15 protein-coding genes and 1 pseudogene are annotated in these 21,774 nt (G+C 68.9%); 10 read left to right on the top strand and 6 right to left on the bottom strand.

From position 1 onward, the window contains the following. Nucleotides 1–19: 19 nt before the first annotated feature. Genes OHA64_RS03295 through OHA64_RS03285 form a run of 3 tightly spaced genes read right to left on the bottom strand, consistent with a single transcriptional unit; the run spans nucleotide 20 to nucleotide 2,800 of the window. A complete protein-coding gene (locus OHA64_RS03295; RefSeq protein WP_405623843.1) occupies nucleotides 20–1,054 on the bottom strand; it encodes a zinc-binding dehydrogenase in 1,035 nt (344 codons plus the stop codon). Nucleotides 1,055–1,065: 11 nt separating this feature from the next. Then, entirely contained in the window at nucleotides 1,066–1,926 is an 861-nt protein-coding gene (locus OHA64_RS03290) for a fumarylacetoacetate hydrolase family protein (RefSeq protein WP_405607489.1), read from the bottom strand. A 49-nt stretch (nucleotides 1,927–1,975) separates the two neighbouring features. Further along, on the bottom strand, nucleotides 1,976–2,800 hold the full coding sequence (locus OHA64_RS03285; protein ID WP_405607486.1) for an IclR family transcriptional regulator: 825 nt from the start codon (nucleotides 2,798–2,800) through the stop codon (nucleotides 1,976–1,978). On the opposite strand from OHA64_RS03285, the gene OHA64_RS03280 reads away from it, so the two are divergent. Together OHA64_RS03280 and OHA64_RS03275 are read left to right on the top strand one after the other, a co-directional pair. Further along, nucleotides 2,799–4,562, top strand: coding sequence for an IlvD/Edd family dehydratase (locus OHA64_RS03280; protein ID WP_405607483.1), 1,764 nt, complete (start codon nucleotides 2,799–2,801; stop codon nucleotides 4,560–4,562). The genes OHA64_RS03285 and OHA64_RS03280 overlap by 2 nt on opposite strands. 122 nt (nucleotides 4,563–4,684) lie before the next feature. Further along, nucleotides 4,685–5,218, top strand: coding sequence for an AAA family ATPase (locus tag OHA64_RS03275; RefSeq protein ID WP_405623842.1), 534 nt, complete (start codon nucleotides 4,685–4,687; stop codon nucleotides 5,216–5,218). 243 nt (nucleotides 5,219–5,461) lie between these two features. Here OHA64_RS03275 and OHA64_RS03270 read toward each other — a convergent pair whose 3' ends face one another. Then, a complete protein-coding gene (locus tag OHA64_RS03270; protein ID WP_405623841.1) occupies nucleotides 5,462–6,478 on the bottom strand; it encodes a GlxA family transcriptional regulator in 1,017 nt (338 codons plus the stop codon). A gap of 65 nt (nucleotides 6,479–6,543) precedes the next feature. On the opposite strand from OHA64_RS03270, the gene OHA64_RS03265 reads away from it, so the two are divergent. Continuing rightward, a complete protein-coding gene (locus OHA64_RS03265) occupies nucleotides 6,544–7,842 on the top strand; it encodes an MFS transporter (protein ID WP_405607480.1) in 1,299 nt (432 codons plus the stop codon). A gap of 18 nt (nucleotides 7,843–7,860) precedes the next feature. On the opposite strand, the gene OHA64_RS03260 is transcribed toward OHA64_RS03265, so the two are convergent. Further along, nucleotides 7,861–9,753, bottom strand: a complete 1,893-nt coding sequence (locus OHA64_RS03260) for a CASTOR/POLLUX-related putative ion channel (protein ID WP_405607477.1) — start codon at nucleotides 9,751–9,753, stop codon at nucleotides 7,861–7,863. A 295-nt stretch (nucleotides 9,754–10,048) separates the two neighbouring features. Here OHA64_RS03260 and OHA64_RS03255 point away from each other — a divergent pair, with 295 nt between their 5' ends. The 4 genes from OHA64_RS03255 (at nucleotide 10,049) to OHA64_RS03240 (ending at nucleotide 17,122) form a co-directional block, all read left to right on the top strand. Continuing rightward, entirely contained in the window at nucleotides 10,049–12,052 is a 2,004-nt protein-coding gene (locus tag OHA64_RS03255) for an FAD-dependent oxidoreductase (RefSeq protein WP_405607474.1), read from the top strand. A gap of 939 nt (nucleotides 12,053–12,991) precedes the next feature. Further along, the gene (locus tag OHA64_RS03250; RefSeq protein WP_405607471.1) at nucleotides 12,992–14,251 is read left to right on the top strand and encodes a nucleotide sugar dehydrogenase; all 1,260 of its coding nucleotides are present in this window, start codon (nucleotides 12,992–12,994) and stop codon (nucleotides 14,249–14,251) included. A 442-nt stretch (nucleotides 14,252–14,693) separates the two neighbouring features. Beyond that, nucleotides 14,694–15,986, top strand: a complete 1,293-nt coding sequence (locus OHA64_RS03245; protein WP_405607468.1) for a glycosyltransferase — start codon at nucleotides 14,694–14,696, stop codon at nucleotides 15,984–15,986. A gap of 14 nt (nucleotides 15,987–16,000) precedes the next feature. Further along, nucleotides 16,001–17,122, top strand: coding sequence for an IS630 family transposase (locus OHA64_RS03240; protein WP_405607465.1), 1,122 nt, complete (start codon nucleotides 16,001–16,003; stop codon nucleotides 17,120–17,122). 157 nt (nucleotides 17,123–17,279) lie between these two features. Here the strand turns inward: OHA64_RS03240 and OHA64_RS03235 are convergent, their stop codons facing one another. Beyond that, nucleotides 17,280–18,011, bottom strand: a complete 732-nt coding sequence (locus tag OHA64_RS03235) for a dienelactone hydrolase family protein (protein ID WP_405607462.1) — start codon at nucleotides 18,009–18,011, stop codon at nucleotides 17,280–17,282. A 136-nt stretch (nucleotides 18,012–18,147) separates the two neighbouring features. On the opposite strand from OHA64_RS03235, the pseudogene OHA64_RS03230 reads away from it, so the two are divergent. The 3 genes and pseudogenes from OHA64_RS03230 to OHA64_RS03220 all read left to right on the top strand — a co-directional run. Beyond that, a pseudogene (locus tag OHA64_RS03230) lies at nucleotides 18,148–18,273 on the top strand (IS5/IS1182 family transposase); the annotation flags it as partial. A gap of 509 nt (nucleotides 18,274–18,782) precedes the next feature. Continuing rightward, the gene (locus tag OHA64_RS03225) at nucleotides 18,783–20,177 is read left to right on the top strand and encodes a prolyl oligopeptidase family serine peptidase (protein ID WP_405607459.1); all 1,395 of its coding nucleotides are present in this window, start codon (nucleotides 18,783–18,785) and stop codon (nucleotides 20,175–20,177) included. Nucleotides 20,178–20,406: 229 nt separating this feature from the next. Beyond that, nucleotides 20,407–21,738, top strand: a complete 1,332-nt coding sequence (locus OHA64_RS03220) for a discoidin domain-containing protein (RefSeq protein ID WP_405607456.1) — start codon at nucleotides 20,407–20,409, stop codon at nucleotides 21,736–21,738. Nucleotides 21,739–21,774: the final 36 nt, after the last annotated feature.

The raw sequence follows: 21,774 nt of genomic DNA, 5'->3' as shown, positions 1-21,774 counted from the left end.
GCTGAACCGCTCCCGGTTCTCATGAAGCCGTGCTCGCCGCACTAGATCGGGGATCGACGTGGATCTTGGGACCGGGCCCCGCGTCCGCAGGGCGTTCCCCGGCGAGGACGGCGCCTACCTCGTCGAGGCCCACGGTGGCCGCGACGAGCGGCCGGGGGTCGACCGATCCGTCGGCGTACGCGCGGATGGTGGCGTCGAGGCCGGGGGAGGCGGACAGCACACCTACGGCGGTCACGTCCTTGAGGACGAGGGTGCGGGTGTCGATGCGGCTGGGTACGCCGGCCAGCCCGATGCAGACGAGGCGGCCGCCCGGTTCGACGAGTTCCAGTGCCGTCGCGGGGAGTTGGGCGGCGTTCGTGGCGTCCACCACTGCGTCGAAGGGCAGGTCCGGGACGGAGTCCTGCGCCCACACGTGATCGAAGCCCAGACCGCGGGCGAAGGCGAGGGAGCCTTCGGTGGTGCCCATCAGGTGCACCTCGGCCCCGGCCGCGCGCAGGAACATCGCGACCAGCACGCCGATGGTCCCCGGGCCCAGGACCAGCGCTCGGTCCCCGGCCCGCGGGGCGGCGGCCCGCGCGGCGCGCAGGGCGTTGCCGCCCGGTTCCACGAGCGCCCCGAGTACGGCGTCGACGGAATCGGGCAGGGCGTGCAACGAGGAGGCGGGCACGGCCAGTTGCTCGGCCAGGGCGCCGGGCTGCGCTCCGCGGATGCCGACCTCGCTCCGCTTCTCGCACACATGCTGGTGGCCGCGCAGGCAGCGGCGGCAGGTACCGCAGCCGAGCATGGTGTCGCCCATGACGCGCAGGCCCAGCCAGCCGCGGTCGACACCCTCGCCGACGGCGGCGACACGGCCGGCCCACTCGTGGCCCGGCCGCATCGGGTAGGAGGAGTGGCCTTGGTGGAGGTAGGCCATCTCACCGGTGAAGAACTCCATGTCGGTGCCGCACACGCCGACCCGTTCGACGTCCACGACGACCTCGCCGCGTCGGGCCACCGGTGCCGGGATCTCCTGGACCTCGTACGCGCCGGGGGCGGTCAGCACGAAGGCGCGTATGCGGCCACCGCTCACCGGGGAGCCAGGACGTGCTGACGCTGCGTGCCGAGCTGCCTGATGCCCAGTTCCATCACGTCTCCGGGCTGGAGGTAGACGGGCGGGGTGAGGCCCATGCCGACACCGGGCGGGGTGCCGGTGTTGATGAGGTCGCCCGGCTCCAGGACCAGGAACTGGCTCAGGTAGTGCACGATGACGTACGGATCGAAGACCATCGTCTTGGTGCTGCCGGTCTGCCGGCGGACCCCGTTGACGTCCAGCCACATGTCCAGGGCGAGAACGTCGTCGATCTCGTCGGTGGTGGCCAGCCAAGGACCGGCGGGGTTGAAGGTCTCGGCGGACTTGCCCTTGGCCCACTGGCCGCCGCGCTCCAACTGGAAGGCGCGCTCGCTGACGTCGTTGACGACCACATAGCCTGCGATGGCGTCGCGGGCCTCCTCGACCGAGTCGAGGTAGCTGGTGCGGCGGCCGATGACGATGCCGAGCTCGACCTCCCAGTCGGTCTTGGTGGAGCCGCGCGGTATGCGCACGTCGTCGTGCGGGCCGACCACGGTGTTGGGCGACTTGGTGAACAGGATCGGCTCGTCGGGGACGGGCATGCCACTCTCGGCCGCGTGGTCACGGTAGTTGAGCCCGATGCACAGGATCTGGTGCGGGCGCGCGATCGGGGCGCCGACGCGCTCTCCGGCGAAGCGCGACGTCAGGCCGGCCTCGGCCCGCTCGGCCACGAGAGGACGGACGCGGTCGATGCCGCCGGAGCCGAAGAACGCCTCGTCGAAGTCCGTGACGACGTCGGAGAGGTCGACGTAGGTGTCGTCGTCGATGCGGGCGACGGGCTTCTCGGCGCCGGGGGAGCCGATGCGCATGAGGTACACGGGTCTCTCTCCAGGGTTGGGGCGTCGGGTCATGGGTCTGGGCGGATCGTCAGCTGTGCGGTTCACCGAGAGGGCCGAGGAGGACGCGGATCTCATCGAGCGCGTCGATGAGGGACGCCAGGGGGGTGCGGTAGGCGAGCGCGCTGATGCTCACGGCTCCGGAGGGAGTGGTCGGTGAGGTCAGATAGACGGGCAGGGCAAGGCAGTTGACCCCGTTCTCGTTCTCCTGGTCGTCCACGCCGTAGTCGCGTTCACGGGTGGCTGTCAGTTCCCGATGGAGGTCGACGGCAGTGCACCGCGTTCGGGGTGTCCGGCGCTCGAGCGGGGAGTCACCGACCCACTTCTCGACCTCGTCCAAGGAGTCCAACTGCCGTGTGAGCAGCAGCTTCCCCACTGCCGTGGTGTGGGCGGGGTTGCGTCCGCCGATCGTCGAGGTGAGCCGGACGGCGCCGCTGGGCGGGTCGACCTTGGCGCGGTAGACGACCTCGCGGTCGTCGAGGACCGCGTAGTGGGCCGTCTCGCCGAACCGGTGCGCCAGTGCGTCGAGTACGGGGCGGACGCGGACGTGCTCGGGGCGGGCCTCGTGGTGCGCGAAGGCCATGCGCAGGAACTCGTCTCCGAGCACATAGCGGCCACGGGCGTCCTGGTCGGCCAGCCCGGCCCGGCGCAGGGCGCCGAGCGCCCGGTGCACGGTCGGCTTGGGGCTGGCGATCGCCCGGGTCAGTTCCTCCAGGCCGACGCCGCCGGGATGTCGCGCGAGTTCCTTGAGGACCGCGAGCACCCGGTCCGAGCCCACGAGCCGGGCGCCGTCGGCTCCTGCCGGGCCGTCCGCGTCGGGGGCTGTCGGTCCGTGGTCCGTCTGCGTATGCTTCATGACGTTCCAGACTCTAGACCGCCGTACCGACTGCTGGAAGAGGTTCCAGGTGGGGCTCCGTAGCGACCAGTGGTACGCGGGTCAGGACCGCAACGCCTACATTCACCGAGCCTGGATGCGCAGGGGTGTGCCGGGGGACGCCTTCACCGGCCGACCGCAGATAGCCATCGCCAACACGGCCTCGGACCTGACCCCCTGCAACGCGCACTTGAACGAGGTGGCGGCCTCGGTTCGCAACGGCGTGTACGAGGCGGGCGGGATCCCGCTGGACCTGCCGGTCGTGTCGCTGGGCGAGACACAGGTACGACCCACCGCGATGCTGTGGCGCAACATGGCCGCCATGGCCACCGAGGAGATGCTGCGGGCCAACCCCATCGACGGCGTCGTCCTGCTCGGCGGCTGCGACAAGACGATCCCCTCCCTGCTCATGGCCGCCGCCTCGGTGGACCTCCCCGCAGTCGTGGTCCCCGGCGGCCCGATGCTCAACGGCACTTTCCGCGGCGGCCTGTTGGGCTGTGGCACCGGTGTGTGGCAGCTGTCGGAGGAGGTGCGGGCGGGCACGCTCTCCCAGGAGCAGTTCACCAGGTCGGAGTCGTCGATGATCCGCAGCCGCGGGCACTGCAACACCATGGGCACCGCCTCGACCATGGCACTGGTGGCGGAGGCGCTCGGCACCGTCGTCCCCGGGGTGGCCGGTACGCCCGCCCCCGACAGCCGTCTGCTGGAGGCCGCGCACCACACCGGCCGGCTGGCGGTGGACATGGTGAGCGCGGACCGGCGCCCCGCGACGTTCCTGACCAAGGCGTCCTTCCACAACGCGATCGTGGCGCTGGCCGCCATCGGCGGCTCGACCAACGCGGTCGTCCACCTCCTGGCGATCGCGGGCCGGCTCGGCATCGACCTGTCCCTCGACGACTTCGACCGCATCGGCTCCCGGGTTCCGGTCCTGGTGGACCTCCAGCCGGCGGGCCGCTTCCTCATGGAGGACTTCCACCGCGCCGGTGGACTGCTCGCCGTGCTGCGCGAGATACGCGACCTGCTGGACCCGGACGCGCTGACCGTCACCGGAAAACCGCTGGTGGACGGCCTCGACGACGCCCCGATCTGGGACAGCGAGGTCATCCGCACCCGCGCCGAGCCGCTGGTCGCCGAAGGGGGCATCGCCGTCCTGCGAGGCAACCTCGCTCCCGACGGCGCCCTCATCAAGCCGGCCGCCGCCTCCCAGCACCTGCTGCGCCACCGCGGACGGGCGGTCGTGTTCGACTCCATAGAGGACTTCCACGCCCGCATCGACGACCCCGAGCTCGACGTGGACGCCGACTCCGTCCTCGTCCTGCGGGGCTGCGGCCCCAAGGGCTACCCGGGCATGCCCGAGGTGTCGAACATGCCCCTGCCCAAGAAGCTGCTGGAGCAGGGCATCCGTGACATGGTCCGGGTCTGCGACGGCCGGATGAGCGGCACCGCCTACGGCACCGTCGTCCTGCACGTGGCCCCGGAAGCCGCGGCAGGCGGGCCCCTCGCCCTCGTGCGCACCGGGGACTTCATCACCCTCGACGTCGAGGCCCGCCGTATAGAGGCCGATGTACCGGCCGACGAATTCGCCCGCAGAACCCCCGACGAGGCCACCGTCACCGGTTTCGCCACCCCTCGCCGCGGCTGGGAACGTCTCTACGTCGACCACGTCCTCCAAGCCGACACCGGCGCCGATCTCGACTTCCTGGTCGGCTCCAGCGGTTCCGAGGTGAGCCGCGAGTCGCACTGACAGTCCTTCTCGCGGTCGACGTCACGCAGCTCGCGCGTCTGGAGTCGGCGGCACGTATCTGCCCGCTTTTCCTCGGAACGTGCGGGGCGGTGTCACCGGCCGTCGGTAGCGTGACCGTCGTGATGGTGGGCACCGAAGAAACCCGGCTGGTCGTGTTGCGCGGCAACAGCGCCTCGGGCAAGTCGTCCGTCGCGGTCGGACTCCGCGAGAAGTTCGGCCGCGGTCTGGCCCTGGTCGGCCAGGACAACCTCCGCCGCATCGTGCTCCGCGAACGGGACCGGCCCGGAGCGGCGAACATCGGCCTCATCGACCTGACGGCCCGCTACGCCCTTGACGCCGGCTATCACGTCGTCGTCGAAGGCATCCTGTCCGCCGACCGCTACGGCGACATGCTCGCCCAGCTGCGCGCCGACCACTGCGGCCCCACCCACGGCTACTACCTGGACGTGCCGTTCACCGAAACCCTCGCCCGGCACGCCACCAAGCCGATCGCCGATGATGTCAACGAGACGCAACTGCGCGACTGGTACCGGTCACGCGATCTGCTGCCGGACGGTATCGAGACCGTCATCGGCGCCGACAGCGCCCTGCACGAGACCGTCGACCGCATCATGCTCGACACCGGTCTGGCCCACCTGCCCGCACTGGACCGCTGACGGAAGCCTGGGCGCGACATCGGTTGCACCAACGGCTGTGCCAACCACATGCGTTGGCCGTGGACGCCACGCCACGCTGCGCCGCCGCCGGTGCGACGGCGACGGCAGGTGGGAGAACGACGGCACAGAGGGCGGGCGGTCGCAGTCGGCCGCGCGGGGTAGGGCCACCGTCGGGAGGGTCGCGAGTGACGTCGGCACCCACATTCACGCCCAGCCCGGGACTCACCCAGTGACGCTCAACATTCATACGTCGCTCGCCGAGCCGCCCGGCCCGCGGAACGTGATGCGGTAGGCGCTCGGCGATGTGCCCAGGGTCGCGTGGAAGTGCTGCCGTAGGTTTGCCGCCGTGCCCAGGCCGGTGCGTGCGGCGACCTGGTCGACGGGTAGGTCCGTTTCCTCCAACAACTCCCGTGCGAGTTCGACGCGTTGCCGGGCCAACCAGCTCATCGGCGTCGTGCCGACCTCATCGCGGAAACGTCGATTGAAGTTCCGCACGCTCATCGCGTCCCTGGCCGCCAACTGCCCGAGCGTGATGGGCTCGTGGAGATGCCGGAGCGCCCATTCCCGGGCGGCCGAGGTAGCGGGTGCCGCGTGAGCAGGTACGGGGTGGCGGATGTACTGGACCTGGCCCCCCTCACGGTGCGGCGGCACGACCGCGCGGCGGGCGACATCGCCGGCGACGGCCGTGCCGTGGTCGCTCCGGATCATGTGCAGGCACAGATCGATTCCGGAGGCGCAGCCCGCGGAGGTCAGCACGTTCCCCGCATCGGTATAGAGCACATCCGGGTCCAGTTCGACCTGCGGGAACAGTCTGGAGAACAAGTCGGTGTAGCGCCAGTGGGTGGTTGCGGGACGACCGTCGAGGAGTCCGGCGGACGCGAGCACGAACGCGCCGGTGCAGATGGACGCCATCCGGGTGCCGGGCCGGATACCGGCGAATGCTTCGGCCAGCGGAGCAGTGAGGTCCGGTGTCTCCTGGACGTAGTCCTCGTAGGACGACAGGACGATCACCGTGTCCGCCTCCGCCAGGGCTTCCTGGCCGTGCGGGACACGCACGGTGAAGTCGCCGTCCGTCCGTATGTCTCCGGCCCGCAAGGCGCAGGTGGCGACTTCGTACAGAGGCTCCCCGTCCACCGACGCGCCCGATCTGGCCTGCCCGAACAGCTGGTGGACGATGCCCAGCTCGATGGGGAGCAGGACCTGGCGGGCGAAGAGGGCGATGCGATGCCGCCCGGGGTGGCAGAAAACAGGCATGGCCATATTCTTGCGCATGTGGGCCGTCTGGCCTCTCGTGATGCGGAGGGTTCTCCCAGCAGGCTTGCACCATGGCCCAGTTGACACACACCTCACCGAACACCGCACCGCGTGCTCCAGGACCACGTTTTCACCGGGCGTGGGCGATCGCCGTCGCCGCGGGCGCGGCCATCGTCACGGCCGGTGCCTTCACCACCGTCCCCGGTCTGCTGGTGACTCCACTGCACGACAGCTACGCCTGGGACCGTGGACACATCGCCCTCGCGGCCTCGGTGAACATGGTGCTCTTCGGTCTCACGGCGCCCTTCGCGGCGGCCCTGATGGACCGGATCGGCATTCGCCGGGTGGTCGTGGGCGCGCTTGTGCTCGTTGCCGTGGGCGCCCTGCTCACCAGTGTCATGACCCGGCCTTGGCAGTTGGCCGCGTACTGGGGCGTGCTGATCGGTCTCGGCAGCGGTTGCCTGACCATGACCTTCGCCGCGAGCATCACCAGCAGCTGGTTCGACAAGCGCCGGGGGCTGGTCACCGGCGCACTCAGCTCATCCAGCCACTTGGGCCAGCTGCTCTTCCTGCCGCTCCTCGCCTGGGCTGTCGATCACTACGGCTGGCGGCCGCCGGTGGTGACACTCGCGTTCGTGGCCCTGGCGGTCACCGCGTTGGTGCTCCTTCTGCTCCGTGACCACCCGGCCGACGTGGGCGTGAAGCCCTACGGAGCACCAGAGTTCGTGCCCAAACCGGCACCGGCCCCCGGGGCGGCACGGCGCACGCTGACCGTGCTCTTCGATGCCGTACGCACCGGCCCCTTCTGGCTCCTGGCCGGCATGTTCGTCATCTGCGGCGCCTCCACCAACGGCGTCATGTGGAGCAACTGGGCCCCCGCCGCACACGACCACGGCATGCACGCCACGGCTGCGGCGTCGATGCTCTCCCTCATCGGGATCTTCTCAGCCCTGGGCGCGGTCCTCTCGGGCTGGCTCACGGACCGTTTCGATCCCCGCCGCCTGCTGACGACGTACTTCGCAGTCCGCGCGCTCACCCTGCTGGTCCTGCCGATGGTGCTCTCGTCCACCGTCACCTTCCCCCTGGTCGTCTTCGTGGTCGTCTACGGGCTGGTCGACGTCGCCACAGTCCCGCCCGTCATCGCCCTGTGCGGTCGTGTCTACGGCGAGGACGGCCCCATCGTCTTCGGCTGGACGAACTCCGCACACCAACTGGGCGCGGGCGCCTCGGCGTTCCTCGGAGCCACCGCACGCGACCTGTTCGGCACCTATGACGTGGTGTGGACCACGCTGAGCGCGGTGTGTCTGGTCGCCGCCCTGATGGCACTTCTCGTACGCCCCCCGAGGCACCCCCGGCACGTTCCGGCGTAGGAGCCGAGCCACCCTGCGTCAGTCCTGCGCGATCACGACCACCTCGTCGCGCTCGGTCCAGCGCCGACGCTCGCTCTTGTCCGGGTTGATCCGCACTCCGTGGTCGGGAACCGCCGTGGCCCGGTCGTGGCGGCGGTACCCGATGGCGCATTCGCCCCGTTGCCGCGCCGCTGCGACGACCGTGGCGAAGGAAGTCTCACAGCCGGGCAGGACGTACGACGCCGCCGGTCGCAGATGGACCTGACTGCCGGTGAGGGAGAACAGTTCCTCGAACACGGCGGCCAGGTGCCGGTTCTGGGAGATCTGGGCCATCAGCAGGCCGATGAGCTTTCCGCTGATGATCACGTCGGCTCCGGGGCTGATGGGCGCGAGCGCCCGGTTGCGGTCGTCGATCATCTCGGTGACCACCGGCAGCTCCCGCCCGGTCTCCTGTTGCAGCTGGTGCAGGACGAGGAGCGTGACGAGGGTCCGGTTGTCCGCCTCGTGGGGCTGCTGTCCCGGCACGGTGTCCGGGCCGAGCACGACGACGCTGTCGTACGAGTCGATCCCCAGGCACCGGAGCGTCTCGGGCCGGGTGACGTCTCCGGGCCGGAACGTGATGGTCAGCCGGGGCGCGAAGTCCGCACCGGCCTCCCGTAACTGCTCGGCCGTCACCTCCTCCCGGTCCGCCGCCACGGCGATGACCGAGCCGTGCACGGCAGACCGGCCCAACTGGTCGACCATGAGCGAGGCCCGCCGGTTCCAGCCGAGGATCAGGATCCGTTCGGGCCGGGCGTTCGCCGACTGCCGGGGCGTCATCACCGAATGGTCGACCAGCTCGGAGCAGTCGCTGAGGCGCGCGGTGTCGTCGTCGCGCGTGATGACGATCAGCCGGTCGTCGGGGCCGATCAGGGTCCGCGGTGGCGGGTTCAGCAGGGGCTTGCCGTCGCGCAGCAGGCCGACCACGCTGGAAGTGGCGTACGCCAGCAGCGTGTCGCCGAAGGAGCGGCTGGTCAGGGCCGGATCGCAGGTGATGTAGAACTCGTCTCCGGCGAAGTCCAGGAGGTCGCGGTACACCAGGGAGAGTCCGGGACGGCGGGCGGACTGGACGATCAGCCGGGCGGTGATCGCGTCGCTCTCCAGGACGATGCCCCGCGATCCCGCGGCGAGGGAGGCCGCCAGCAGGTACTGGTCGTCTCTGACGACGGCGACGACGGGCGGACCTTCCTCCTCGCCGAGTACGGACCGCAGCGCCAGCAGGGTCTTGACCACTTCCGGGTCTGCTGACGGATCGTCGTGGGGAAGTACCAGTACAGCGCTGGCCGCGCCGGGGTTGGCCAGGGCGAGCAGGGCGGGGTCGGTGGGGGGACCGCTGCGGCAGATCAGCCGGGTACGGCCGGTGGCCCCCACCTTGCTGCTGAGGGCCTCCTCCATGATGGTCTTGTTCCGGTCCGCCAGTACGGCCACCGCGCCATACCGCTGGTTGGCGTTGGCGGCCACCAGTTCGCCCACCACCGTGAACACCTGCTCGGACCAGCCAAGCACCACCGAGTGCCCCTGCTCGATGACGGTGGAGCGGCCCCGCCGCAGCGCGGTGAGCCGCTCAGTGAGACCGGTGGTGATCAGACCGACGAGGGTGGACACGTACACCAGGGCGACCAGAGCGAGCAGTACCGACAACAGCACGCGCAGGAGCGGGCCTGTTGCCCCGCCGAGCCGCAGCGTCTCACCGGTGAGACGCCAGATCGCTGCCAGCCTCCCCGAGCGGGACGTCGGCGCATGGGGGTCCGTCCACACCAGCACGGCACTCGCCGGGAAGACGACGGCGAGGCAGCCCAGCGCCAGCCAGCCGACGAGCGCGGAGGTGCCGCGCGCCAACGTGGTGTCGAACCAGTAGCGCGCCCTGCCTTTGAGCGAAGCCCTTCGTTCCATGTCTGCCCCCTGTTCCGCCGGGGTTCCGGCGGCGGCAGCCATGCCGCTCCGTTTCGCCCCCGCCCGCTTCCCCCTACACCGCGCACGGCCACGCGGCGCCCTGGAAGTGTGCCGACGAGACGGTGGTGACACGCGGATCTCTGTCCGTCGTTCATCCCTTCGGGGACATCGCCGAAGGGGCCGCTCCGCCCGACGTCCGGCGGACCGTCAGTGGTTTGACGAGGGCATCGCTCGTTCGGGGCAACGCCGCGACGCGGGCGGGCGGGTCGGAGCGGCCGACCGGTAGAAGTGCGTCATGACTGAAGATCACGAGGCCGTCACGGCAGGTTCAGGCCTGTCCAGGCGCAGCTTCACCACGGCGGCGGGAACGGCTGCGGCGGCCACGGCTCTGGCCGCCGCGCCCGCCGCGGCGACGCCCGTCCAGGCCGTCCCGGCCGCACCGGCGCCCACCCGGGGCGCGGACTTCGACAGATGCCTGGCTGTGGCCAGGGCGCTGCTGGTCGTGGACGACCACGACCGTCCCCTCGTCCCACGCTACGAACGCGTACTCCAGGACGGACTACCCGCTCAGCGGAAGGCCACCCCCAAGAAGGTCCTCGTCATCGGGGCCGGCCCGGCCGGTCTGGTGGCGGCGCTGCTGCTGAAGCGGGCGGGCCACCACGTGACCGTTCTCGAGGCGAACGGCAACCGGGCGGGCGGACGCATCAAGACGTTCCGCCGCGGTGGTCACGAACGGGCGGCACAGCCCTTCGCGGACCCCCGCCAGTACGCCGAGGCGGGTGCCATGCGCCTGCCCTCCAGTCACCCGCTGGTGATGGGGCTGATCGACCAACTGGACCTGAAGAAGCGGCGTTTCCACTACGTCGACGTCGACGGGGACGGCCGGCCCGCCAACCGCACCTGGATCTACGTGAACGGCATCCGGATGCGGCGCGAGGACTACGCCCGTACGCCCCGCCGCATCAACCGGTCCTTCGGCGTGCCGCGCGCCCGCTGGGACACTCCTGCCTCCGCCATCCTCCGGTCGGTGCTGGACCCGGTGCGCGACGAGTTCAGCACCGTGGACGCCGCCGGTAAAAGGGTCGACAAGCCGCTGCCGGAACGGGTGCAGGGCTGGGCCAGGGTCATCCAACGGTTCGGCGACTGGTCGATGTTCCGCTTCCTGACCGAGCACGCGGGGTTGGACGAGCGCACGGTCGACCTGATCGGCACCCTGGAGAACCTCACGTCACGCCTGCCCCTGTCGTTCATCCACAGCTTCATCGGCTCCTCCCTGATCAGCCCCGACACCGCTTTCTGGGAGCTGGAGGGCGGCACGGCGGTGCTGCCGGACGCGCTACTGGCGAAGGTGCGCGACACGGTCCGGTTCGACCGCCGGGTCACCCGCGTCGAGTACCACGATCCCGACCGCCCCTCCTCCGACACCCGGCACGTCGGCCGCAAGGGCCCTCAGGTGTGGGTGGACACGGTCTCCGAAGGGCGCGACGGTCCGGTGGTGCGCGAGCAGTTCACGGCGGACGCCGCCGTGGTCACCGTCCCCTTCTCGGGTCTGCGGCACGTACAGATCAGCCCCCTGATGTCGTACCGCAAGCGCCGCGCGGTCACGGAACTGCACTATGACTGCGCCACGAAGGTGCTGCTGGAGTTCAGCCGCCGCTGGTGGGAGTTCACGGAGGCCGACTGGAAGCGCGAGCTGGGCCGGATCGACCCGAAGCTGTACGACGACTATCGCACCGGCCGCGCCCCCGCCGACGGCAGCCTGCTCGGCGCCCACCCCTCCGTGCCGGCGGGCCACATCACCCCTGGCCAGCGCACCCACTACGCCGCCAACCGTGCCGTCTCCCGCGACCAGCCCGAGGCCGCCCACGTCGTGGGCGGCGGCTCGGTGTCGGACAGCGCCAACCGGTTCATGTACCACCCCTCCCACCCGGTGCCCGGCAGCTCGGGCGGAGTGGTGCTGGCCTCCTACAGCTGGGCGGACGACGCACTGCGCTGGGACTCCCTGGACGACGAGGCCCGCTACCCGCACGCCCTGTGCGGACTGCAGCAGGTCTACGGCCAGCGCGTCGAGGTCTTCTACACCGGCGCCGGACGCACCCAGAGTTGGCTGCGCGACCCCTACGCCTACGGAGAGGCGTCCGTACTGCTGCCCGGCCAGCACACCGAGTTGCTGCCCTCCATTCCCGTGCCCGAGGGCCCGATGCACTTCGCGGGTGACCACACCTCCCTCAAGCCGGCCTGGATCGAGGGCGCCCTGGAGTCGGCGGTCCGCGCCGCCCTGGAGGTCCACACCTCGTGACGGGTTCGACGGAAGACCTGACGACTCGCTGACTTGCTGACGGCCAACCTGTCGTACCCGCACCCGGATTCGTTCACCTGGTAGCGGGATCCCGACACGACTCGTAATCCAGAGGCCCGCTGCCCTTCGACTGGGGCAGTGGGCCTTCATGCTGGCCCCGGAGTTCCCCGCTGGTTGCCGGCCGACGTCTCGCCGACGTCTCGCCGATGTGCCAGACGGCGTGGTCCCGAGCCGTGGAAGAGCACCCCTCCCTTCCGGCCGCCTCGCCTCACGAGTCCGGGACGTGGCCCGACCGGGGGGGGGGGGTACAAGGGGCGCATGTCAGGGGCGCGCATTCTTTCGGAACGCAACCACTCCGCATGTCGCGAATCGGCAACAGGCCTTCCGTTTCCTGATCCGTTGTTGAATCCTTTATCATGTGCAGTGAGGGGGAGTTGTGAAGACTTTCCACATCTCGGCACAGCCATCCAGGTCGAGGGACTGCCCCGACCGGCAGGCCGCGAACGAGGTCGTCCGCGTCGGCCGACTGGAACCGAGACGCCACAAAACCCCTGTTCCATTCAGTGTTTGGCGTCGCCGCTGACGGTAGACGTGGGCGACGCATCCATTCATATGTTTCGAATGGGTAAAGGGGCTTCCGCTTCTCGGCGACTTGTTGAACCCTGGAGTTCCACAAATGAGGGGGATTTGTGAAGATCGCAGTGCGTGTCTGACGCACGTTCAGGCAGGGGGCCTGGACCGGTCGTAGCACCGGCGATGACTCAACTGGGCGTCACCGCAACCCAACGGGGGGTTGCAGCAAACGCCGTGTAGCCCAGCACGGCACCACGCAGTATCCGACGCCGCGGCCGCCTGCTTCAGGACCAGGGGGCCGCATTCAGGGGCGCCGTTCCCCGGACCGCCATGCCAGCGGGCCGGCTGAAGGTGAGGAAAACCACCATGCACATCTGTGTTCTCGGGCAGGGGTATGTCGGCCTGCCCCTGGCTTTACGGGCCGCCGAGGCCGGTCACACCGTGACCGGATACGAACCCAACAGGCAGCGCTGCGCGCAACTGGCCGCGGGATCCTCCTACATCGAGGACATCGAATCCACGCGCCTGCAGGACCTGCTCGGCTCGGGGGCGTACACGCCCACGGACGACCCCGAGGACCTCAAGGGCTTCGACGTCGCCGTCATCACCGTGCCCACACCGCTCACCGACCGCACGCCGGACCTGAGTTGTGTGCGCGACGCCGCCCGTGAACTGGCCGTGCGGCTGGAGCCCGGCGCGACCGTGGTACTGGAGTCCACCACGCACCCCGGCACCACTCGCGACGTGCTCATACCGCTGCTGGAGCAGGGGTCGGGGCTGACAGCGGGACGGGACTTCCACGTCGGGTTCAGTCCCGAGCGCATCGATCCCGGCAACGTCGCCTGGCGGCTGGAGAACACGCCCAAGATCGTCGCCGGGCTCACCGAGGCCTGCCTGAGCCAGGTGAAGGCCTTCTACGACACGGTCACCGACGCCACCGTGCCGGCCTCGGGGCTGGAGGAGGCCGAGCTGGCCAAGGTGTTCGAGAACACCTACCGCCACGTCAACATCGCGCTGGTCAACGAGCTTTCGCGGATGGCGCACACGCTGAGTGTGGACGTGTGGCACACCCTGGAGCTGGCCGCGACCAAGCCCTTCGGATTCACCAAGTTCCTGCCCGGACCGGGCGTCGGCGGGCACTGCCTGCCCATCGACCCTGTCTACCTCAGCCATCACGTCAAGACGCAGCACGGGCAGACCTTCCGCCTCATCGAGCTGGCTCAGGACATCAACGACAGTCAGCCCGACTACGTGGTGCGCCGTCTGCAGGACGCGCTCAGCCGCCGCTTCCGCCGAAGCGTCCACGGCGCTCGCATCCTCGCCCTGGGCGCCGCCTACAAGCCGGGCACTGCGGACGCCCGCCAGTCACCGGCGGTGCAGGTCGTCGAACGGCTGCGGGACATGGGCGCGGAGGTCACTGTTGTGGACCCTTATCTGGCTGACGACGGATCACGAGAGATTCCCTTCGCCGCTGCGGAGAAGGACGCGAGCGTCGCTGGATTCGATGGGGTCGTCCTGCTCACCCCGCACGCCGAGTTCGATCTCGCCCAGGTCGCCGTTGAGGCCGCCTACGTCCTCGACACCCGCGGCGTCATGCCGGCGGCTCCGCACGTCGAGCGGCTCTAGAACGCAGACGACGCGGCAACCGTGCCGCCGTGTGCGAGGCGGCAGGCCGTACGGCTTCCCGGCAGGCAGCTACCGCCTTTGCCGGGAAATCGGAGGGGGCGGCGCGTAACGCCCCTGGCCGAAAGAGGAGCCCGTGAGGCGGCTGACGTCCACGGGCGCATGCAACGTGACGGAGGTTCGCCGACGAGGCGTCCTGCGTGCTGTACATACGCGGTGCCTTACCGGCCCGCGGCAACGCCGGGTGTCTTTGGAGACCCGAGAGAGAGGAAAACATGTACGGACAAAATGGAGTAGGTACCGCGATCGGTACAGCAACCGGCGGAGCGGCACTGGCCGCTACAGGCGGCACCGCTCTGGGGTGGATCGTCCTGGGAGCCATGCTTTTCGTGATCAGCGGCGTGGCGGTCTTCCGCCTGGCCACCCGCGGTCAGCGGGTGACCGCTTGAGCACTTCATCACGGATCCGCTTCACCGTGGTGACCGGCGTGGTGGTGGCGGCTCTGGCCGCTGCCACCGTGGTGGTGCACCTGCAGTCGAACAGCCCGATCCTGACGTCCTACTGGTGGCTCGGCATGTTGGTGATCGTGCTCTGCCTGGTGTCGTTCCTGAAGGGTAGGTCCTTCACGCATCTGCCCCTGGCTCCGGGCCGGACGGTAGCCATCATTCCCGCCTTCGAGGAGCCCACGGAAAACCTGCACCGTACGGTGTGGTCACTGTTGGCTCAGACGCACCCGGTCGACGAGATCCATGTGATCGACGACGGCTCCACGCAGCACCCCGTTCAGCCCTTCGAGCACCCTCGGGTCCGCTGGCACCGGCAGGAGAACAAAGGCAAGCGCGGAGCGCAGGTCACGGTCCTCCGACACCTCCAGTCGCAGGGCAAGCGCTTCGATTTCGTCCTCACCATCGACTCGGACGGTGAGCCCTTCCCGGATGCTCTGGAGCAGCAGCTGCGGGCCATGAGCAATCCGAAGATCCAGGCCACCACCGGCATGATCTACATCCGCAACTTCGAGGAGACCTGGGTCTCCCGGGCCGCCGACATCGACATCGGCACCTCGTGCGTGATGATGCGCTCCTCGCGCTCCATGCTCGGAGCGCTGGAGACCACCTCGGGCGCTCTGGCTCTCTACCGGGCCGAGCTGCTCTACGACCACTTGGATGCCTACGAGGTGGAATGTGGCACGGGCGACGATCGCTGGCTGGCGCTGCGGGCCCTCATGCGCGGGGAGGTCGTGGCCGTCAACGAGGCCGGAGTGATCACAGACATGCCGACCACGCTGAAGAAGACCTACCGTCAGCGCCTGCGCTGGGCCCGGTCGTGGTGGTGGATGCTGCCGTTCGTCTACGCCCGGCTTTCCCCCAAGCAGCTCATATCGCCGACCTTCGGCCTCCTCCAGCTCGTCATCACTCCCGTGATGCTGGCCTGGACTCTCGTGATGACGCTGATGACCCTGGGCGGCCGGTACCACAACCCCGGCGTAGCCCTGGTCTACCTAGGGGTGTACCTCGTGGTCCGGTTCGGGCAGTCAGGTCTGTACGTCCTCATGCGGCCCGACATGACCACGCGCCAGCGGTGGCGCTCGTGGCTCGTCGGAACCCCGACGGCCGTCTTCATGAACATCGTGCTCCTGTGCCCAACCCGCTACTGGGCACTGTTCAAGCTCCGCGACAACGCGTGGCAGTCCCGCGGACTGACTGCCAAGACGGCACTAGTGTCCTGCGCCAGTAGTTGATCGTTAGTAGTTGTGTGACTTCTGCTGCTGGTGCGTCAGTTCCTCGTCGGGGCCCGAAACTGGAACCGTTGCTGCTGTCTGATGACGAGCGGGCGGTGTTGGAGCGGTGGACGCGGCGGGCGTCGTCGGCCCAGGCGCTGGCCCTGCGAGCGCGGATCGTGCTGGCGTGCGCGGGTGTGGAGGCGCCGCCGATCGTCGCGGTCGCCCGCGAGTTGCGGGTTGCCGCTGACACCGTCCGCAAGTGGCGGCGCCGGTTCCTGGCGGAGCGGCTCGACGGCCTGGTCGACGAGCCGCGGCCGGGCCGGCCGCCCACCATCAGCGTCGATCAGGTGGAAGCGGTCGTGGTCACCACGCTGGAAGAGATTCCGAAGGGCGCCACCCACTGGTCGCGAAAGTCGATGGCGGAGCGCAGCGGCCTGTCGAAATCGACCGTCGGCCGGATCTGGCGGAAGTTCCAGCTCAAGCCGCATCTGGCAGACACCTTCAAGCTGTCGACGGACCCGCTGTTCGTGGAGAAGGTCTACGACGTTGTCGGCCTGTACTTCAACCCGCCCGAGGGAGCGGTGGTGCTGTCGGTGGACGAGAAGTCGCAGATCCAGGCCCTGGACCGGTCCCAGCCGGTGCTGCCGATAATGCCGGGAATGCCTGAGCGGCGCACCCACGACTACGTCCGCAACGGGCTGACTACCTTGTTCGCCGCGTTCGACGTCGCCACCGGCGAGGTCATCAGTGCTCTGCACCGCCGGCACCGGGCAGCGGAGTTCAAGAAGTTCCTGATCCGGATCGACAAGGAAGTACCCGCGCACCTGGCGGTCCACCTGATCTGCGACAACTACGGCACCCACAAGACGCCCGCGATCAGGACATGGCTGGCCAGGCACCCACGCTTCCACATGCACTTCACCCCCACCGGCTCCTCCTGGATCAACCAGGTCGAGCGGTGGTTCGGCTTCCTGGCAGACCAGAAGATCCGCCGCGGCGCACACAAAAACGTGCAGACCCTCGAGGCCGACATCCGCGCATGGGTCAAAGACTGGAACGAGGACCCCAAGCCCTTCATCTGGACCAAGACCGCCGAAGAGATCCTCGATTCCCTCGCCCGCTTCTGCCAACGGATCTCCGGCGCAGGACACTAGCGAAGGGTCGCCACCGTGCCGAGGCGAACGACATGGCTAACGCGTGAGTGCCAACGAGCCAGTAGGGAAGGCGGGTTGATGGGTGGGCGGCGGGCGGGACCTCCGCTCCCATCGGGAACGATCCCGATCGGCGCGTCACGGAGTCCAGGCGGGGGTATCAGCCAAGATGCCGGGCGAAGAAACGTAGCGTGCTGTCTATCTCGAATGCCGGGACCTCACCGTGCTTGCCGGGGTTGGCGTGCAGCGTCTTCTCGGTTGAGGCGAAGGCGTCGAACAGTGCCAGGCTCTGGGTCCGCGGCACTCGCTCATCGTCCCACTGCACGAGGAACTCCACCGGGACGGTAATCCCCGCGGCGGTCTCGGCTGACACCTCAGCACCGGCCAGGCCCAGCACCGCCGCCCGGACCCGGGACTCGGCGGCAATAAGCGGGACGCCGACCACGCAGCCCAGCGACACACCCCAGTAGCCAACTGGGCCAATGCCAACATGACTGAGCTTCTGGACAGCGTCGAGGACTGTCTGCCATTCCGGCACAATCTGGCGGACAACGAGCGCCTGGAAGCTGGCGATCAGCGGGGCAAGTTCCTCACCGGCGGCAAGCCGAGCCTCGTACTCGGTCGCAATCCGGGTGAACTCCTCATGTTCCGGCCGGTCACCGTGGCTAGGCGCATCGACCGCCACCACGGCGAAACCGCACTCGGCCACGAAACGGCGCGCACGGTCCACGATGCTAGGGGCCTTCTTGTTCTGACCGCCGCCGTGCCCCAATACAATCAGGGGGCGGGTCCCGTCGGTACCTCGTGGAGCCCATAGCACGCCAGGGATGTCGCCGAGGAGAAAGAGCTGTTCGAAGACGCCGTCCGACGACGTCTCAGAGGTAAAGCGCATAGCGTTTCGGGCCTTTCGGGAGTCAGTGAGCCTTTCCAACCTGTACAGACGGCTTGGCAGTTGGGCTGACAACGTGACGAAGGCCCTGGCAGATGGGTTTGCGACCAAGGAGAACCATCTCCAGCGGAGGCTTCGTTTGCTTGTCTACCCGTCGGGCGTCGACGTGTCCAGCTCTGCCCTGCGCCTTCTCGCACAACGGCTGCGGGAACACCGCCGCGTGATCGGTACCCGTTGGCGGCGGCTGTGTGCCGGCCGCCAATCTGATGGAGCCGGGCATCGGTGGGTCCGGACGAGGCCGTGTAGGCCGCCAGTTGGCGCAGGGGCGGTGGCTCCCGTGGTCGACGAACACGATGAGTACCCTCTCGCATTGATGCGCACATCGCATGGACAGATCTCGGTTCGATGCTGGACACCGATCCAGTGGTGCTCGGAAACTCTCGCGTAACACCTCGGCCTTCCGCCGCACCGTCGCCGAGGGCCGCCCCGAGAAAGCGAGCGCCCCATGTCGGCAGTGCCGGGCTTCGCCACGATCGTCGAACCTACTGCTGCAACCCCGTGCTGCCCGCGATGGGCTTCGGTGTCACCTGGGTGCCGGTGGCCTCGTACGTGCTCAGCTGCCGAAATCGCAACCGTCTCTGCGCGCTGCCCCAACGTGCCGCTCCCTTCCGGGATCCCGGAACCGGGCGACCGAATCCACACCGAGGAATCGGTCGACCCGATCCACGCAGAGGCACCTGGCCCGGATGCCCCCACCGACTGAGACGAGGACCCATGGGATGGATCACCAGACGTACGGTGCTCACCATCACGGCAGGTGCGGTCACGGCGCCGGCCGTGAGTACGGCAACCGCCGCGGCCGCCGACACCACGACAGCCGCGCCTGAAGGACGACAAGCGGCCTCCGGAGTCAATCCGGTCCTGCGAACGGACCTCGTCACGCGGGTGACGCCGAGGAACAACTGGCTGGTGACAGCCGTCGCCATCCAGTACTCGCAGCGCATCGACCTACGCGGCGGGGCGGTCCCGCTCTCCTCCTTCGAGGTGAAGGCCACCGTGGGCGGGCAAACAGCGGCTCGCACCGTGACCCGGATCTACTCCAACAACGCCGCCGAAGCGGACGACCGATCCCACCCCGGACGGCCCGGAGACCGCCTGATCATCGAACTCGACCCGAACGACTCCAACGCGCGTGCCGCCGGCACCGATCCCCTTCCGCTCGACCGCGCATACTCCGTCAGACAGTTGGCGGACGTGCGGACCCCAGGAGGTGAACCGGTCCTCACGGCTGGTCCGTTCGCGAGCCGGAACGACGACGTCATCAGTCCCGTGGTCGACGACTTCGTCGCCGGTTCCTTCACCGACTCCGCAGGTTTTGAACTGGACTTCCGTCTGTACCGGCCTGAGGGGTTCGTACGGCACCCTCAGACGCACACGCGGTACCCGCTCGTCGTCACCCTGCACGGCGGTGGCGAAGTCGCGGACAACAACATGACCCAGCTCACCTCCAACCGGATCGCGGTCACGTTCGCCGAACCGGAACGACAGCGCCGCAACCCCGCGTTCGTCCTCTCTCCGCAGATCCCCCTGCCACGTCCCATGGACGGACCCGACGGCACGGACTGGACCGACGCCAAGGTCCAGGCCGCGCTGATCGAACTCATCGACACGTTCGTGAGCGAGCACTCCCGAGACGTGGACCGGGACCGGCTCTATCTCGTCGGCCTGTCCTCAGGTGGGCGCGGTATCTACAGTCTGCTGGCGAAGCGCCCCGACGTGTTCGCGGCTGCCCTGCCCACAGCCGGCTGGGGTGACGCGGCCACCATGGACAGCATCACGCACATTCCGATCTGGGCCGACCACTCCATCGACGACCCGGTCGTCCCCTACCGGGAGGGCCGGTTCGGCAATCCCGGTACCTGGACTCTGATGAACGCGCTGGATACCGCCGGTGCACAGGTCAGCCGTGGGGAGTGGGCGAACGATCTGCCGAAGGCACAGTTCGAGGCCCGGTCCCGGGCGCTCCTACGGCAGGCCCGGGCCACGCGCAGCCACGTACTGTTCACGAGCTATACGCCCGGCACGACACCGGTGAACCCACACCTCGCCTGGGCCCAGACATACGAGAACGACGTGGTCATCGACTGGCTCTTCGAACAGTCCCGGTAGTCGGCCGCACGTGGCGGCCACCCGGTCCACCATCGTGGCGGAGATTCCGGTCACCCGGATTACTCCGTCCTCGGCCGCTTCGGTACGCCCTGATCAGGAGGGTAGTGGCGGCTTCAATTTCCTTCCGCACTGTGAGAGTCCATCTTCCAGCTGACTCCAGCAGCGCTTACAGTGCGGGCGCACCTCGCTATCCGGTTACCGCGCTCTCACCGCATCCGGAGGTAGATCAATGCGTCCATCCAGTCCCTCGACCGACACGACCGGGCCGTTACGGACCCGGCCCCGTGCCCTGACGGCCCTCATCGCACTGGCAACCACCATCGGCTTGGCGCTGACCTTGCTGACGGCCGTCGCGCCGCCGGCGGCCGCCGCCGACTTGCTGTCCCAGGGCAAGCCCGCGACCTCCTCGTCCACCGAGAACACATCCACCCCCGCGTCGGCGGCGGTGGACGGCAACCCCCGTACGCGCTGGTCAAGCACGTTCAGTGATCCGCAGTGGCTGAGTGTGGATCTGGGCACCACCGCCAGCATCAGCCAAGTGGTGCTCCGTTGGGAGGCCGCGTACGGCCGCGCGTTCCAGATCCAGACCTCCGACAACGGCACCGCCTGGACCACCGTCTACTCGACCACGACAGGCACCGGCGGCGTGCAGACCCTCGACGTCAACGGCACCGGCCGGTACGTCCGCGTCTACGGCACGCAGCGCGGCACCGCCTACGGCTACTCGCTGTGGGAGCTCCAGGTGTACGGCTCCGGTGGCGGCACCCCTCCGGGCAACGGGATCCCGGACCCGACGACCGCTTCTCTCGAGGCCGCCAACGGGCCGCTGACCACCGCCACCTACACCGTTCCCAGCCCGAGCGGGTACGGCTCCGGCACCGTCACATACCCGACGGCCAGTGGCTCGTACCCGAGCGTCGTCCTGATGCCGGGCTATCAGGGCACACAGCAGAATCTGCAGTGGCTCGCACCCCGCCTCGCCTCCTGGGGCTTCGTCGTCATCAACGTCGGAACCAACACACTCACCGACGATCCAGAATCGCGAGGCCGCCAGATCACCGCCGCCGGCACCCAGCTACTCGCACTCGGCAACGCCACGGGCAACCCGATATCGGGGAAGGTCAACGGCACGCTGGGTGCGGCCGGTCACTCGATGGGCGGCGGTGGCGTCATGGCGGCCCTCCGGGACGACTCGCGCTTCCGGGCGGGCGTACCCACAGCCCCATACCACACGAACCCGAACTTCTCCGGAGTCACCGAGCCCACCTTCTTCCTGACCTGTGAAAGCGACCCCGTCGCCAACGGCGACAACTACGCGGTGCCCTGGTACAACTCCATGTCCCAGGCGGAGAAGCTCTACATCGAGGTTCCCGGCGACCACCTGTGTCCGATGACGGGCTACGGCGACAAGGCCAAGCAGGGCAAGTGGATCGTGTCGTTCTTCAGCCTCTGGCTGCGTGCCGACACCCGCTTCAGCCAGTTCCTGTGCGGTCCCGCACGTGATGCCGACAAGAACAACACCTCCCAGGTCACGCGCTGGATGGACACCTGCCAGTTCTGACCGGCCCGCTCGGAGCGCTCCGCGGCCCGCCCACGG

Source organism: Streptomyces sp. NBC_00076 (assembly GCF_045041235.1).
GTDB lineage: Bacteria > Actinomycetota > Actinomycetes > Streptomycetales > Streptomycetaceae > Streptomyces.
This window is presented reverse-complemented; position numbering and strand designations above follow the sequence as displayed.